Here is a 13,887-nt window from a genome sequence, read left to right as displayed (position 1 = left end):
TTTCCTCCTGAATAAACTTATTATCAAAAAAAGCGGAAGAAGCGCGATTGCTTCCCCGCTTTTAAATGTACATGTCTATAATTTACACTTGTACGTTTGTCTATCTTATAAGTTAGCGAAGTATTCTAAAGTACGTACTAATTGTGCAGTGTATGACATTTCGTTGTCGTACCAAGCAACAGTTTTAACTAATTGTTTGTCGCCAACTGTCATTACTTTAGTTTGTGTAGCATCAAATAATGAACCGTAAGTCATACCAACGATATCTGAAGAAACGATTTCGTCTGTGTTGTATCCGTAAGATTCGTTTGAAGCTTCTTTCATTGCTGCATTGATTTCGTCAACAGTTACTTCTTTTTCAAGAACTGTTACTAATTCTGTTAATGAACCTGTTGGTACAGGAACACGTTGAGCAGCTCCGTCTAATTTACCGTTCAATTCAGGAATTACTAAACCGATAGCTTTAGCAGCACCTGTTGAGTTAGGAACGATGTTTGCAGCAGCAGCGCGTGCACGGCGGAAGTCACCTTTAGGATGAGGTCCGTCTAGAGTCATTTGGTCACCTGTGTAAGCGTGGATAGTTGTCATTAATCCTTCAACAACACCAAATTTGTCGTTCAATGTTTTAGCCATAGGAGCTAAACAGTTAGTAGTACATGAAGCACCTGAGATAACTGTTTCTTTACCAGTTAATGTTTCGTGGTTTGTGTTATAAACGATTGTTGGAACATCGTTTCCGCCAGGAGCAGAGATAACAACGCGTTTAGCACCAGCTGTTAAATGTTTTTCAGCTGCTGATTTAGAAGTGAAGAAACCAGTACATTCTAGAACGATATCTACGCCTAGTTCGCCCCATGGTAATTCTTCTGGGTTGCGGTTAGCTAATACTTTAACTTCTTTTCCGTTTACGTTGAATGAACCTTCATGAACTTCAACTGTTCCGTTGAAACGTCCTTGAGTTGTGTCGTATTTTAACAAGTGTGCCAACATTTTAGCATCTGTCAAGTCGTTGATTGCTACTACTTCGATTCCATCTACATCTTGGATACGACGGAATGCTAGACGTCCAATACGTCCAAAACCATTAATACCTACTTTAACTGTCATTTAAGATTTCCTCCTTATGAAAATCAAAAAAATATTTATTTTAAAGGGTTACCCCTTTTAAAATCTCATTTGCAGCAGCTTCATCAGTGATGAGCCACGTTTGTTTTGGTGCATTTTTCATATAAGCTCGAATTGCTTTAGCTTTTGATTTTCCGCCCGCGATTGCCATGATGATCGGGACTTTTTCCAAATCTTGCAATTCTATGCCGATTCTAGGGACCTTATAAACGACTTCACCTTTTTCATTGAAAAAGTAGCCAAAAGATTCCGCAACAGCATTTGCTTGTTTCAGCATGACTAATTCTTTTTCAGTCATCTTACGACGTGCTGCCATGTGTAATGCACGCCCAATACTATGAATAACACAATTCGCTTCACTAATCAAGTTTAAGACTTCTTGGATAGATGGCTCATTGAGTAAAGAATTGTAAGTTGCCAGACTTAATTGTTCCGGAACATAAAGTGCACGGTGGTTACCGTTTGCTTTAGCAGCCATTCTTGCACTGACAGAATTTGCCTGTACAGTTATCGCTTCACCAATCCCGCCTCTTGCAGGGACAAACAGGTTATGCCGTTTCTTATTTTCCAGATTAGACAATTGTTCGGCTACCACAGCCATAGTAGTTCCTCCCATCACAGCGATGATATTCTCGCCTTCTGGAAGTAGTCGGTCTAGGGCTTCGCTCAGCGCTTCGCCGAATGCATCAGCCACTTTGGTCTGCTCTTCGCTGTTTCCTGAAACAACGATACAGCGTTGGTTACCAAAATATTCTGCCAACTGTTGTTCGGTTTGATGCGTACCTAAAAGCTGATCCATGAAGTTTTCAAGGCTTTGATAAACTTCTTCGCCCTTAGTTGTCAGCGTCATACCGCTTTTTGAGGTGTCGATCAAATTCAGATTTTTCAAAAGATCTGTTTCTGTTCGCAATACTCGTTCTGTGATCCCCATACTTTCCGATAAACTTCGACGTCCAATCGGCTGCATCCAATAGATATTTCGTAAAATTTTATAGCGTTCTTGCAACACTTCGATAATATCTGGTGCAACAGATTCAATCATTTTTATTTCATCCAGCATAGCGATCTCCTTAGTTGGACACTTTACGTCCAATGTAGACTTAAAACGACCCATATACGATAAAAAAAGAAATTAACTATTCGAATTTCACATCAATAAAGGGAAATCTCAACCTCACGACTGTAAGTCTAACAGTTTTGCTCTCGTTTTTCAACTAAAAAGACTAGAAAAAGTGAAATACTTTTTCTAGTCTTTTGACTGATTAGTTATCATAACGTTTTCTTTTTGATGAACTCGGGATTCCTAATAAATCACGATATTTTGCTACTGTTCGTCTTGAGATCGCTATCTCATCTTTTTTCAGCAATTCAACCAATTTCTGGTCAGACAACGGCTTGTTTTTGTCTTCTTGATCGACTAATTCCTGCAGCTTTTTCTTCGCTGTATCTGCTGAAAGGTCTTCTGTCTGTTCTGTACTATTCGTAGGAATTCGTGTAGTGAAAAATTTTTTTAATTCAAATACACCGAAGTCTGTTTCCAAATATTTCCCGTTGACTGCACGACTGACCGTGGATTCATGCACATCTATCTCAGTTGCAACTTCCTTTAACGTAAGAGGCTTGATTGGACGTTCCTTGTCGATAAAGAAAGCTTTTTGCCGGGAAACAATGACTTGAGCAACCCGCAAAATTGTATCCCCACGTTGTAGGATCGTTTTCTTCAACCATTCGAATTCCTGTTTCCGTTCTTTTAAATAATTTTCAGTTTCTTTATCTGCTTGTTGTGACATTTGTTTGAAGTAACTCTCTTGAAAGCGTATATTTGGCTGATTTTTTCGGTTTGAGATAACTTGTACATTTTTATCGTCGTCCACTAATACCCGGACATCAGGAATAATGTACAATTCGCTGCTACGGTCGAAAATCCGGCCAGGGCTTGGACTCAACGTTTGTAAATAGTCGAATATCTGCTGAACAGCATGTAGATCAACAGAAAAACGTTGTGCGATTTCTTTCCATTTTCGCTCCACCAGTTCCTCAAAACATTCTTCCAACACGATATAAGCTAATTCCGGCGCATAATCATCTCGTTCTGTTTGAAGCATGAGACATTCTTGCAAACTACGTGCACCTACTCCAGCTGGTTCTAATTGCTGAATCAGAGTCAACGCATCGAGCATTTGGATAGGCGTAGCTCCAATCTCTTTTCCGGCTTCTTCTAAACTAATCGTCAAAAATCCGTTCAAATCGATGTATTCTACAAGATAAAGAACGATTTTCCTCAAAAAAGTATCTCGGTAATTCAAATGGACTTGTTCGATCAATGAATCAAATAAAGACCCTTTTGTATCAGGAATCTGATTTAGGTAATTTGTCTCTTCTCCTTCATAAGAAGATGAAGAAGCTTTTATGTAATCTGGCTGCCATTCCGGCTCAACAACTTCCACCAATGGATTTTCCATTGCTTGATTCTCAACGAATGCCAACAGCTCCTCACTGTTATATTGTAAAACTTGGATGGACTGTTGCAACTGTTGCGTCATGGCTAGTTTCTGTGTCTGCTGCTGTTTTTGTGAAAAATTTTGCTCAAATTTCATTTTTTTGTCCAATCCCCTTGTAATTTTTTATCTGTTTAGTTACAATTATCCCAGTGCTTGCGTCCTTAGTGTAGTGGATATCACGTAAGATTCCGGTTCTTGAGACGGGGGTTCGATTCCCTCAGGACGCGTTCTACTGCTATTTTAGCATAATTTACGAATAGTTGCTTCTTTATTTTTAAGTGAAAACTGTCCGCCAAAGAAAATTGGTGGACAGTTTTTTGTTGTACCTGTATAGATATTGTTAAGCCTTTGCAAGTAAGGTAGTTATGTGTTCAACTACTTATTAAAATGTGTTATTTATTAAAGATACTTGTCTCACTTACTGAACTGGCCGATGATCGTTTCTGCCATAATAGTTCTCGACAGCCGTTGGATGCCCTAATAAATCCCCAACTGTCGTGATGCGATACCCTTGCTCTTTCAGATAATCGATCACTTGAGGAACGGCACGAATCGTTTCAGGATAGATATCATGGAATAAAATAATTGCCCCATCGTATACTGTTGCTTGGATCTTCTGCAAAATCAAATCAGGATTTCTTGTCTTCCAATCTTCTGAATCAACAGACCATTCGATGATCGGTCGCTGGATGATCGTTGCTCCTACATTCGTGACAGAACCATAGGGCGGACGAACAAAAGTGGGGGTTTTGCCAGTGACTTTTTTGATCTCAGTGTCTGCTTTCGTCACTTCCTCCGTCATCGACTGGGCAGAAAGAGTGGCCAGATTCTGATGATCGTATGTGTGATTGCCAATCTCGTGCCCTGCTTCAGCTGTCTGCTTCACGATTTCAGGATGCTGCGCCGTATTTTCTCCTAAGACGAAAAAAGTGGCATGCACGTTTTTTTCTTTTAAGATTCGCAGAAGCTGCGGTGTTGTGGTCGCTCCTGGTCCATCATCAAAGCTGATTGCGACGCTTTTGACAGCCGGATCTCGGCTCGTTTTTGTACTGTCTTGTGTTGATTGTGATGACTGACTTTGTACCTTTTCCGCTGATTCTTGAATGGCTTCTTTGACGTTAGCTGTTTCAGTTGATTGGCTTTTAATGGTTGATTGTTCTGATTGTTTGAAAGATTGTGACGAATGCTCCGAAGAGTGTGTTTGTCCTTTTACTTCGGTGATCAAGGAGGCCACCGAAGTAATTTCGAAAAACAAAAGCACGGATAAAGCAATAATACTGATAACTAAATAATTTCTTTTCACTATATCTCTTCTTTCTCTTTTTCTCTTCTTATTATTTACTTGTACTTACTTGAAAATTGAAACTGCTAGTCGCAACTACTTCTCGTCTAATGATCCAAATAATCTTCCGATGCCAAAATCGTTTTTGTCACGGACTTAGGAATGACAAATTCTGGTGTACCCATATAACCAGGAGCAATTTCGTATTGAGAAAAAGTCAAAACTAATTGATGCTCTTTGTTCAAATAAAAACTTCGTGTAGGCGTAACAAGTGTTGGTTTTTCTATCGTCCCTTCTTGAATATCTTGCTCAGTCCAATAGTACTTAGATGGATCTTCCTTGACTTGTTCGGCCATCTGCCGTTTGACTTCTTTTGTCAAAACAGATAGATAGGTGTCATCTTTGAATAAAAGTGGAAGTGAGAGCTGGACACTGTTTTTCTTGTCGATTGTGTCGTATCTTTTTTCAACATGGCTATCTGCTGCTGTTTGGGTGATCTGCCTTTCAATCACGAGAAACCGGTTATCGTCTACGATTTTCTGATAATCTCCCAAAACTTGGTAATGATCCGTTTCAAAATTTCCATATTCTTTTTCAGCTTTTTCAAAATCTGCTTGTCCTTCGCGAAAGTATTTTTGATTTAATCCATGAATTGTTTTATTTTCTTTCTCATTTTGTGTATTGATCTTCGGTACCTGAATATCGATTTTTTCAGATCGATCAGTAAAGCGTTCGCCTAAGATCAATTCAATGACTGATCCTAAGATGGGTAAATCTTCTGCAAAGCTTCGAACTTGACTATTAAAAAGAAGGCTACTTGTTGTAATCATTACGATAGCCAAAGATACTCCGAACCCTTGGAGACGTCTCTTTCTCCGCTTTGCTTTTATAAATGATTGCTCTTCGATAATAAAACGCTGGCGGATCTCCTCTTTAAGCCCTTTGGGAATTGCTTGTTCTTTATAAGTTTTCTTTAGTTTTTTTAAATTTTCTTTTTGGGAATACATGGCACTCTTCTCTCCTTCATTCTAGGATTTGACGTAAAGCATTCAATGAGCGGTACATTTTCGTTTTAACTGTGTTTTCATTCATATCCAAGATAGTCGCAATTTCTTTCAAACGAAATCCTTCAAAAAAGTAGAGGATCAGAATCTCTTTTTCCGGACTGTCTATTTTATCTAAAATCATATGGAGCTCTGCAACGGAAGTTTCTAAAGGTAACTGTTGGGGGATATCTTGAATTTCAAATAAGTCCACAGGCGTCCTTTTTTGTCTGCGCCAACTATCTAATGCCGTGCGGATCAATATCCGATAAAACCATGCACTAAAATGCTCGATCTCTTTTTCTTTTTCAAAATAGTTCAGGGCTTTATGAAAACTATCTTGCATCACATCTAAGGCCTCTTCTTTATCATGTACGTAATTCATCGTGATACGGAACATTTTTTGATAATCAGTTTCGATGAGTCCATTCAGCAGGTGACGGTATTTTTCGATCTGCCGTTTTTTCTTATATCCAGTAAAAATCATTCTCCACTCCTTTCTGCCTCACTTAATATGACGTACAAGGTGCGCTAAAAGTTTCAATTTTTTTATTTTTTATGTATTTACTTGGGATTTTTATATACAAAAAAGAAGGTGTGACAAAAATCGTGTCACACCTCCTTATTCTGATAGGCTGATCGTCTCTGTCACAACCTCTCGTAAGAAAATAATGTTTATTCTTTTTCAGAGTCAGAAAATTCTTCCTCTTCATAATCTTCATCATCATCGTCTTCGTCTATGATACTTAAATCTTCTTCGATATTTCCTGGCAAGTCTTCTTCATCATCTGTCGGGTCATCTGCTCCGATTTCTTGCAAGTCAGAATTATAAGCAGCGATTTCTTCATCTTCATCATCATCGTCATCAAACAGATCATCGTCATCTTCTTCTGTCAGATCTGTATCTTCTGGGTCATCGTCATTGTAATCGATCGCGTCTTCATCATCATTGATAAAGGCGTTGACTTTCTTGCGTTTACGGCGACGTGGAGTATCTTCATCCTCTTCGTCCATTCCATGGTTTACTTCTTCATCGATCGAATCGATAGCATACCATGAACGCAAGCCCCAACGATTATCCCCTAATGAGATAAAGCTGCCGTCAATATTCAAGTCAGTATAAAATTGTGCGAGTGAATCACGAATTTCACTGTCTGATTTCCCAAGATAGTTTTGGATCTGGTTAGCTAAATCAGAAAAATCCATGACATCGCCACGTTGTTCTAAGATCGCGTGTGCTACTTCGATCATTGATAATTCGCTTTTGTTTGCACCTTCAAATACACTAATTTCCAATCAGGACACGTCCTTTCACAGTCTACTCCTTATCATACAAAATCAGACACAAAAAATCAAACTTTTCTTTTATATTTACGCTGTAAAATCCAAGGTCAAATAATATTCGCCGATTTTTTCCGGTCCCATGAACAGATCATAATCGATTCGAACCTTCCCTGCTGTGGGACGGTCTTTCAAACTAACATGCAGTTCTTTCGTAAAAGTAGCAATCTGGATCATACCGTATGGTGTTCGATAGGATGTTTCTAACCGTTCTTTATAGCCAAATTTCAAACGCATCCGCATTTCTCCTGCACGGATCAGCTGTACATGACCATCTGGAACTAATTTGATCGTTACAGGAATCTCATCGCCCGTCTCCTCCTGAATCTCTTTATAACGTATGTACAGCGTATCGCCAATTGTCACCATTTGCCCTTTCAAATCAAAATAAAAATCTTGCACTTCCCCTTGCTGTTTTACTTTTGTACGCAATTTGATTGAAATCGGTGTTCCTTGTGATAATTCCATTATTCATTCTCCTTTACTTCTCATAGCTACATTGTTCCTAGTTTCTTTTGTTTTGTCAACCAACTTGTCCATTTTTACAGAAAACCTTTTTTCCAAAACAACTCTTTGATTTTAGAGTATAATATTGTAGAAAATATGAATTTATACAAAGGAGCCGGTTGAATGAACCCTGCGATTCGACTAGATCAGCACATTTATCAAAAAAACGACTTTTCCCCTTTTGCATTAACAGATATATTAACGGAATATTCTAAAGAACACCAGCAAATCTTTTTACATTTCTGGCAATATGACTGCACAGTCATCTTAGGTATGAAGGATGTTCGAACTCCTTTTCTAAGTGACGGGATCCAAACACTGAAAGATGCAGGTTACGCTCCAGTGATCAGAAATTCAGGTGGATTAGGGATCGTATCAGATGAAGGAATTTTGAATATTTCTTTGATTTTCCCCCAAAGTGACACAAAAAAAATAACCATAGATGACGCTTACGAGCAAATGCTCCTATTGACTAAATACGCTTTTCCAAAGGCACCGATACAAGCATTCGAAATCACCCATTCTTATTGTCCTGGAACTTATGATTTAAGCATCCATGGCAAAAAATTTGCCGGTATCGCTCAGCGTCGGATCAAAAATGGGATTTCTGTTATGATGTACTTAAGTGTCAACGGTAATCAGGAAAAACGCGGGCAAGTCATGAAGCGATTTTATCAATCTGCTTTAAAAGAAGACTTTGGTACAAATGGCTATCCTGCAGTGGATCCTGCTACAATGGCAACACTTGAAGAACTGCTTGACCAACCCCTTTTTGTAAAAGAAGTCAAAGAAGCATTTGCAAAAGCTTTTGAAAAGCTGTATTCTGCAAGTGATTTACAGGATTCTACCGACTGGCTAAAAAAAGAAATCCAGCTGGAGCAATGGAACAACCAAATCCAGAGAATGGAACAACGTAATAACATAAAGGAGCTACATTATGACAACCCCTTATAAATATCAAATGCTGCCTATGGAAAAAGTTTTTCGTGATCCAGTCCATAACTATATCCATGTCCAGCATCAAGTAATCTTAGATTTGATCAATTCGAAAGAAGTCCAACGTCTACGACGCATTAAACAATTAGGCACTTCTTCTTTCACTTTTCACGGAGCAGAACATAGCCGTTTTACTCATTCATTAGGCGTTTATGAGATTTCAAGACGAATCTGCGATATCTTTTCTCGAAATTTTTCAAAAGAAAAAATAGGCAACGGAGGCTGGGATGATCAGGAACGGCTGGTGACTTTATGTGCGGCACTGTTGCATGATGTCGGTCATGGTCCTTACTCTCATACATTTGAACATATCTTCCATACGAATCATGAAGCCATCACTGTAGAGATCATCACTTCTCCAGAAACAGAAGTGTATCAGATTCTTAACCGAGTAGAAGAAGGTTTTCCTGAAAAGGTAGCTAGTGTGATCCAAAAAACTTACCCCAACCCACAAGTTGTCCAAATGATTTCTAGTCAGATCGATGCAGATCGAATGGACTATTTGCTTCGGGATGCTTATTTCACTGGAACAGAATATGGAACATTTGATCTTACCCGAATATTACGTGTGATTCGTCCTTATGAAGGCGGGATCGCTTTTTCCATGAGTGGCATGCATGCAGTGGAAGATTATATCGTTAGCCGATATCAAATGTATGTGCAAGTGTACTTCCATCCTGTTTCCCGTGGTATGGAAGTAATTTTGGAGCATCTGCTTCATCGCGCACACGAGTTGTATCAAGAAGATGCCAGCAGTTTTGAACTCCATTCTCAATTACTTCTGCCATTTCTTGACGGAAGCTTTACTTTAGAAGAATACCTCAAACTTGATGATGGGGTCTTGGGCACTTACTTTACTCAATGGTCTGAATCTGCTGATCCTATTTTAAATGATTTAGCTAAACGTTTTTTGAATCGTAAACCACTGAAATCTGCTACTTTTTCTGGCAACCGGGATTCAAAATTAGTCCAAGAACTCACTTTGTTAGTAGAAAAGGTCGGATATAATCCTGTTTATTACACTGCTGTGAATTCTAGCTACGATCTACCTTATGATTTTTATCGCCCAGAACAAGGCAGACATCGCACACAAATCGAGATTTTGCGAAATGACGGAACTTTGATAGAATTATCACAGGTTAGTCAGCTTGTTGCTGCATTAGCGGGACAAGAACAAGGAGATGAGCGATTTTTCTTTCCAAAAGAAATGGTTGATCCGTCCTTGCGTGATCATTATGATTTATTTGACGAAACTTATCAAGAATTTGCCAGCCATATCCGTAATGGCGCATTGATTGAAATAAATTAAAATATATTGGAGGAAATTATGTCTATCAAACTAGTCGCTATCGACATCGATGGTACTTTATTAAATGAGAAAAGAGAAGTAACAAAAGAAGTAAAAGAAGCGATTGCCGCTGCTGTTGCAAAAGGTGTTTCGATCGTTTTATGCACTGGCCGTCCCTTACCAGGTGTCCAGGAACAGTTAAACGAGTTGAACCTTTTTCAAGATAATGATTACGTTATTACTTATAACGGGGCACTCGTACAACAAACGAAATCAGGTAAAATCATCGCCCGTCACGGACTGACACATGAAGATTTCCTAGAGATCGAAGTAATGGCACGCCGTGTCGGCAGTCATCTCCATTCGATCGATGACAAAGCGATCTACACGCCTAATCGAGATATCAGCGCTTATACGATCCACGAAGCAAGTTTAGTCAAGATGCCGCTAAAATATCGAACACCTGAAGAAATGACACCAGACATGAACATCGTCAAAATGATGATGATCGACGAACCAGAAATTTTAGATGCAGCAATTGCGCGTTTACCGCAAACTTTCCGTGATAAATACACAACGGTCAAAAGTGCGCCCTATTACTTCGAAGTACTAAATAAAGAAGCAAGTAAAGGTGCGGCAGTTGCGAATCTCGCACAGCACCTTGGTATTGATCAAGATGAAATCATGGCTATCGGAGATAACGAGAACGACTTATCCATGATTGAATATGCTGGTCTAGGAGTAGCAATGGGAAATGCCGTTTCTCTTGTCAAAGAAGCAGCAAATGTCATCACTTCATCAAACGACGAGCACGGTGTAGCTGAAGCAATCAAAAAATATGTACTGTAATAAATAAAAAAACTGAGAGAAAGCTGATCTACTCGCTTTCTTTCAGTTTTTATTTTTTTCGATCCATCTCTCGACTGCCCATCGGTGGCTACCACGTTTCAATTTCACAAGCGCTTCTTGAGGGCTCACCCACCAAATTTTATTGGTCTTTTCAGTTGGTTCTCCTATACGCTTCCAAGAATCAGCAACAAAGAAATATCCTGGATTATAATAATAAGTTGCACGATAATTCGAGTAAAAATACTCATCAGCTTCTCCCAGATAAGAAGAAATTTCTGCCACAATTCCCATTTCTTCTATCAGCTCACGGACAATCGCTTCTTCTTTCGTCTCTTCTCCTTCAATTTCCCCGCCAGGAAGAAAAAAAGCACCATTTGGAGCCTCGATTACTGCAATCTGCTGATCTCTTTCTATGACAATATATGCTGCATAACGGGTTTGATAATCAGCAAATTGCTTTTTTTCACCAAAAATTGGTTTATCCATGAATAGTTTCCACCTTAACAGTTTTATTTTCTATCCATTTTACATGAGAAATTTCTCATGAACAAGCACAAATCAACTATTTCCTTACTTCTTTTTGTTATGATTGAGTAAAAGGAAAAGGAGAGATGAATCTATGAAAATGGCTCACACATGTGTTCGAGTGAAAGATCTTGAAGCATCAATCGAATTTTATCAAAAGGCATTTGGTTTTGAAGAAAGCCGCCGCCGTGATTTTCCAGAAAACAAATTTACACTTGTTTATTTGACACTTCCTGGGGATGACTATGAATTAGAGTTGACTTACAACTATGATCATGGTGCGTATGATCTAGGAGACGGCTATGGTCATATCGCTATAGCAGCTGATGATCTAGAAAAATTACACGAGCAACATAAAGCTGCTGGTCTTGAGATTACTGACTTAAAAGGATTACCTGGCACTGCGCCTTCTTACTACTTTGTCATTGACCCTGATGGTTATAAAATCGAAGTCATCCGAGGATAGTTAGTATGGGGCATTTTACTCTTGATTGAATAAAAAACAAACACCAATAATTAAAATGAGACGCAAACTTTTCATTAAATTGAAAAAGTTTGCGTCTTTTTTTAACAACCATTGTAGCTATAAGGTTGCCACTCTCCACCAATTTATTTTTAATTCATTTGAAAGAAATCAAATAAACGAGGTACCTTTAGAAAACAAAACTGCTTTTCCTCCTATTATCACACGATCTTCTTTTAATTCACATTCTAGATCCCCGCCCCTTGATGACATTTGATAAGCTGACAATTTTGTTTTATTCATTCTTTCTGCCCAATAAGGAATAAGATTAGAATGTGCTGATCCACATACTGGATCTTCATTGATTGTTAATTTTGGAAAGAAGGTTCTAGAAACAAAGTCTTTTTGCACACTTTCTGCTGTCACGATGACTCCTATTCCTAATTCAAAATTTTTGATAGCTGTAAAATCTGGCTGCAATTTAGCCACCGTTTTTTCATCTTCTAATACGAAAAATAAATCACGTGCTAAGTAGGCTTCTTTAATCTTAGCCCCAATCGCTTCTTCATATTCAGACAATATCGGCACTTTTTTCGGCATAATACTAGGAAAATCCATGTAATAATAATCTTTAATTCTTGTCACAAATAGATTACCGCTTTGAGTAGAAAATTTAATCGTTTCATCAGGTATTTTGTAATAGTTAAATAAAACAAATGCTGTTGCTAATGTCGCGTGACCACAAAGATCGATTTCTCGATCTGGCGTAAACCATCTAAGCTCAAATTCTTGGTTTTTCTTCACTGTAAATGCTGTTTCAGATAAATTGTTTTCAATGGCAATTTTTTGCATCGTACCTTCTGGCAGCCATTCTTCTAGCACATAAACCGCTGCTGGATTTCCTTTGAACACCTCATCTGCAAATGCATCAACTACGTAATAATCTAAGTTCATTTTAAAGCCCCTTTCTCTAATTTGTTATAAATATATTCTGCACAACAAAGATCTTCAATAGCTAGACCAACTGCGTCGAAAATCGTCGGCCTCGATTCTCCTTTATAAAATGTTTTTTTCTCAGAAACTAATTCGCCTAATGTACCAACAATACAAGATTCCTCTAAATCTCCTTCTGCCATGGCTATAAGCAGGTCCCCGCTTTCTGTTAAGGCAGCTGAGTAATCATCTACATAGATTTGAGAAGTTTCCATCAACGATGTACTTATCTCTCTTGTATCAGGAGTAAATGTGCCCACAGCATTGATATGTGCGTCTTCCCTTACCCACTCTTTTTGAAGAAATGCCTCTTTACTAGAGGTCAACGTACAAATGATTTCCGCTGGACGTACTGCATCTTCTACTGATATTGCATTTATAAACGTTATTTTAGGATACTGTTTTTTAGCTTTAGCGATAAAAGTATTTCGTCTTTCTTCTAAAATATCGTAAACAAACACTGTAGTGATGGGACGAATGGTAGAAATCGCAGTCAAATGCGACAATGCTTGTTGACCAGCTCCAATTAAAGCAAGTGTTTCTGCATGCGGATTTGCTAAGTAATCTGTTGCCAGCGCAGATACAGCAGCTGTTCGAATCCAGGTGACTGCATTTGCGTTTATCAATGCTTTGGGTAGTCCGTTTTGAGCATCAAACAAGAAAATCTCTCCTAAATGAGAAGGTAAATGATACTGATGATTATCCGGAAAAGCGGTAATGACTTTTGTGCCAAAATATCTGTTCTCCCCCAAATAAGCAGGCATCATCGCAAACATATTTTTGCCTTTTCCGTCAGGTAAAATTTCCACCAATCGAGGATTTTGGCTGATTTTACCACTTTCATAATCAAAAAAACATTTTTTCATTACTTGAATCGCTTCTTCAAAACTAAAAGAAGCTACTACTTCCTCAAAATTAATAATTTTCATAGACAATTCCCTCCTCACAAAAGATTAACTTCTAAAATCAATACA

At 38.4% G+C, this 13,887-nt stretch carries 15 protein-coding genes and 1 tRNA gene; 5 read left to right on the top strand and 11 right to left on the bottom strand.

All coding sequences use genetic code 11. From position 1 onward, the window contains the following. Nucleotides 1-105: 105 nt before the first annotated feature. The 3 genes from gap to rpoN all read right to left on the bottom strand — a co-directional run bounded on the left by gap (nucleotide 106) and on the right by rpoN (nucleotide 3,722). Nucleotides 106-1,107: a type I glyceraldehyde-3-phosphate dehydrogenase gene (gene gap, locus IGJ87_RS03445; protein ID WP_002292818.1), complete on the bottom strand. Its 1,002-nt coding sequence runs from the start codon at nucleotides 1,105-1,107 to the stop codon at nucleotides 106-108. 40 nt (nucleotides 1,108-1,147) lie between these two features. Further along, the gene (locus IGJ87_RS03440) at nucleotides 1,148-2,239 is read right to left on the bottom strand and encodes a sugar-binding transcriptional regulator (RefSeq protein ID WP_002321448.1); all 1,092 of its coding nucleotides are present in this window, start codon (nucleotides 2,237-2,239) and stop codon (nucleotides 1,148-1,150) included. A gap of 148 nt (nucleotides 2,240-2,387) precedes the next feature. Continuing rightward, the gene (gene rpoN / locus IGJ87_RS03435) at nucleotides 2,388-3,722 is read right to left on the bottom strand and encodes an RNA polymerase factor sigma-54 (protein ID WP_002295132.1); all 1,335 of its coding nucleotides are present in this window, start codon (nucleotides 3,720-3,722) and stop codon (nucleotides 2,388-2,390) included. Between the two features lie 59 nt (nucleotides 3,723-3,781). Here rpoN and IGJ87_RS03430 point away from each other — a divergent pair. Continuing rightward, a tRNA-Arg gene (locus tag IGJ87_RS03430) sits at nucleotides 3,782-3,853 on the top strand. Between the two features lie 191 nt (nucleotides 3,854-4,044). Here the strand turns inward: IGJ87_RS03430 and IGJ87_RS03425 are convergent. From IGJ87_RS03425 to IGJ87_RS03405, 5 genes are all read right to left on the bottom strand, one after another. After that, nucleotides 4,045-4,929, bottom strand: a complete 885-nt coding sequence (locus IGJ87_RS03425) for a polysaccharide deacetylase family protein (RefSeq protein ID WP_002295129.1) — start codon at nucleotides 4,927-4,929, stop codon at nucleotides 4,045-4,047. Between the two features lie 86 nt (nucleotides 4,930-5,015). Beyond that, entirely contained in the window at nucleotides 5,016-5,915 is a 900-nt protein-coding gene (locus IGJ87_RS03420) for an RsiV family protein (RefSeq protein WP_002296447.1), read from the bottom strand. Nucleotides 5,916-5,931: 16 nt separating this feature from the next. After that, nucleotides 5,932-6,438 carry an RNA polymerase sigma factor gene (locus IGJ87_RS03415; RefSeq protein ID WP_002295126.1) on the bottom strand — a complete coding sequence of 169 codons (507 nt, stop codon included), beginning with the start codon at nucleotides 6,436-6,438 and terminating at the stop codon, nucleotides 5,932-5,934. Nucleotides 6,439-6,626: 188 nt separating this feature from the next. Further along, a complete protein-coding gene (gene rpoE, locus IGJ87_RS03410; RefSeq protein ID WP_002292825.1) occupies nucleotides 6,627-7,247 on the bottom strand; it encodes a DNA-directed RNA polymerase subunit delta in 621 nt (206 codons plus the stop codon). A gap of 75 nt (nucleotides 7,248-7,322) precedes the next feature. Beyond that, nucleotides 7,323-7,760, bottom strand: coding sequence for a DUF1934 domain-containing protein (locus IGJ87_RS03405; RefSeq protein WP_002295125.1), 438 nt, complete (start codon nucleotides 7,758-7,760; stop codon nucleotides 7,323-7,325). A gap of 162 nt (nucleotides 7,761-7,922) precedes the next feature. Between IGJ87_RS03405 and IGJ87_RS03400 the strand changes: the two genes are divergently transcribed. Genes IGJ87_RS03400 through yidA form a run of 3 tightly spaced genes read left to right on the top strand, consistent with a single transcriptional unit; the run spans nucleotide 7,923 to nucleotide 10,932 of the window. Continuing rightward, nucleotides 7,923-8,753 carry a lipoate--protein ligase family protein gene (locus IGJ87_RS03400; RefSeq protein ID WP_002295123.1) on the top strand — a complete coding sequence of 277 codons (831 nt, stop codon included), beginning with the start codon at nucleotides 7,923-7,925 and terminating at the stop codon, nucleotides 8,751-8,753. Then, a complete protein-coding gene (locus IGJ87_RS03395) occupies nucleotides 8,737-10,104 on the top strand; it encodes an HD domain-containing protein (RefSeq protein ID WP_002295121.1) in 1,368 nt (455 codons plus the stop codon). The genes IGJ87_RS03400 and IGJ87_RS03395 overlap by 17 nt, the downstream gene beginning before the upstream one ends. An 18-nt stretch (nucleotides 10,105-10,122) precedes the next feature. Continuing rightward, a complete protein-coding gene (gene yidA / locus IGJ87_RS03390; RefSeq protein ID WP_002295119.1) occupies nucleotides 10,123-10,932 on the top strand; it encodes a sugar-phosphatase in 810 nt (269 codons plus the stop codon). Nucleotides 10,933-10,974: 42 nt separating this feature from the next. On the opposite strand, the gene IGJ87_RS03385 is transcribed toward yidA, so the two are convergent. Next, entirely contained in the window at nucleotides 10,975-11,418 is a 444-nt protein-coding gene (locus IGJ87_RS03385) for an NUDIX domain-containing protein (protein WP_002295117.1), read from the bottom strand. Between the two features lie 133 nt (nucleotides 11,419-11,551). On the opposite strand from IGJ87_RS03385, the gene gloA reads away from it, so the two are divergent. After that, nucleotides 11,552-11,923: a lactoylglutathione lyase gene (gene gloA / locus IGJ87_RS03380; protein WP_002295115.1), complete on the top strand. Its 372-nt coding sequence runs from the start codon at nucleotides 11,552-11,554 to the stop codon at nucleotides 11,921-11,923. A gap of 168 nt (nucleotides 11,924-12,091) precedes the next feature. Here the strand turns inward: gloA and IGJ87_RS03375 are convergent, their stop codons facing one another. Together IGJ87_RS03375 and IGJ87_RS03370 are read right to left on the bottom strand one after the other, a co-directional pair. Continuing rightward, nucleotides 12,092-12,874, bottom strand: a complete 783-nt coding sequence (locus IGJ87_RS03375) for a PhzF family phenazine biosynthesis protein (protein WP_002295114.1) — start codon at nucleotides 12,872-12,874, stop codon at nucleotides 12,092-12,094. Further along, nucleotides 12,871-13,842 (bottom strand): ornithine cyclodeaminase family protein, encoded by a 972-nt coding sequence (locus IGJ87_RS03370; protein ID WP_002296449.1) that lies wholly within the window; start codon nucleotides 13,840-13,842, stop codon nucleotides 12,871-12,873. The genes IGJ87_RS03375 and IGJ87_RS03370 overlap by 4 nt, the downstream gene beginning before the upstream one ends. Nucleotides 13,843-13,887: the final 45 nt, after the last annotated feature.

Origin of the sequence: Enterococcus sp. DIV1411a (genome assembly GCF_050531945.1) — a bacterium.
In the GTDB taxonomy this organism is placed as follows: domain Bacteria; phylum Bacillota; class Bacilli; order Lactobacillales; family Enterococcaceae; genus Enterococcus_B; species Enterococcus_B faecium.
Note: the sequence above shows the minus strand (reverse complement) of the source record. Positions and strands in the feature narration are given on the sequence as shown.

Coding starts and splice junctions, on each gene's coding strand:
- yidA (WP_002295119.1), top strand. CDS start 10,123: ATGTCTATCAAACTAGTCGCTATCGACATCGATGGTACTTTATTAAAT.
- rpoN (WP_002295132.1), bottom strand. CDS start 3,722: ATGAAATTTGAGCAAAATTTTTCACAAAAACAGCAGCAGACACAGAAA.
- gloA (WP_002295115.1), top strand. CDS start 11,552: ATGAAAATGGCTCACACATGTGTTCGAGTGAAAGATCTTGAAGCATCA.
- IGJ87_RS03375 (WP_002295114.1), bottom strand. CDS start 12,874: ATGAACTTAGATTATTACGTAGTTGATGCATTTGCAGATGAGGTGTTC.
- gap (WP_002292818.1), bottom strand. CDS start 1,107: ATGACAGTTAAAGTAGGTATTAATGGTTTTGGACGTATTGGACGTCTA.
- IGJ87_RS03405 (WP_002295125.1), bottom strand. CDS start 7,760: ATGGAATTATCACAAGGAACACCGATTTCAATCAAATTGCGTACAAAA.
- IGJ87_RS03370 (WP_002296449.1), bottom strand. CDS start 13,842: ATGAAAATTATTAATTTTGAGGAAGTAGTAGCTTCTTTTAGTTTTGAA.
- IGJ87_RS03415 (WP_002295126.1), bottom strand. CDS start 6,438: ATGATTTTTACTGGATATAAGAAAAAACGGCAGATCGAAAAATACCGT.
- IGJ87_RS03400 (WP_002295123.1), top strand. CDS start 7,923: ATGAACCCTGCGATTCGACTAGATCAGCACATTTATCAAAAAAACGAC.
- IGJ87_RS03440 (WP_002321448.1), bottom strand. CDS start 2,239: ATGGGTCGTTTTAAGTCTACATTGGACGTAAAGTGTCCAACTAAGGAG.
- IGJ87_RS03395 (WP_002295121.1), top strand. CDS start 8,737: ATGACAACCCCTTATAAATATCAAATGCTGCCTATGGAAAAAGTTTTT.
- IGJ87_RS03385 (WP_002295117.1), bottom strand. CDS start 11,418: ATGGATAAACCAATTTTTGGTGAAAAAAAGCAATTTGCTGATTATCAA.
- IGJ87_RS03420 (WP_002296447.1), bottom strand. CDS start 5,915: ATGTATTCCCAAAAAGAAAATTTAAAAAAACTAAAGAAAACTTATAAA.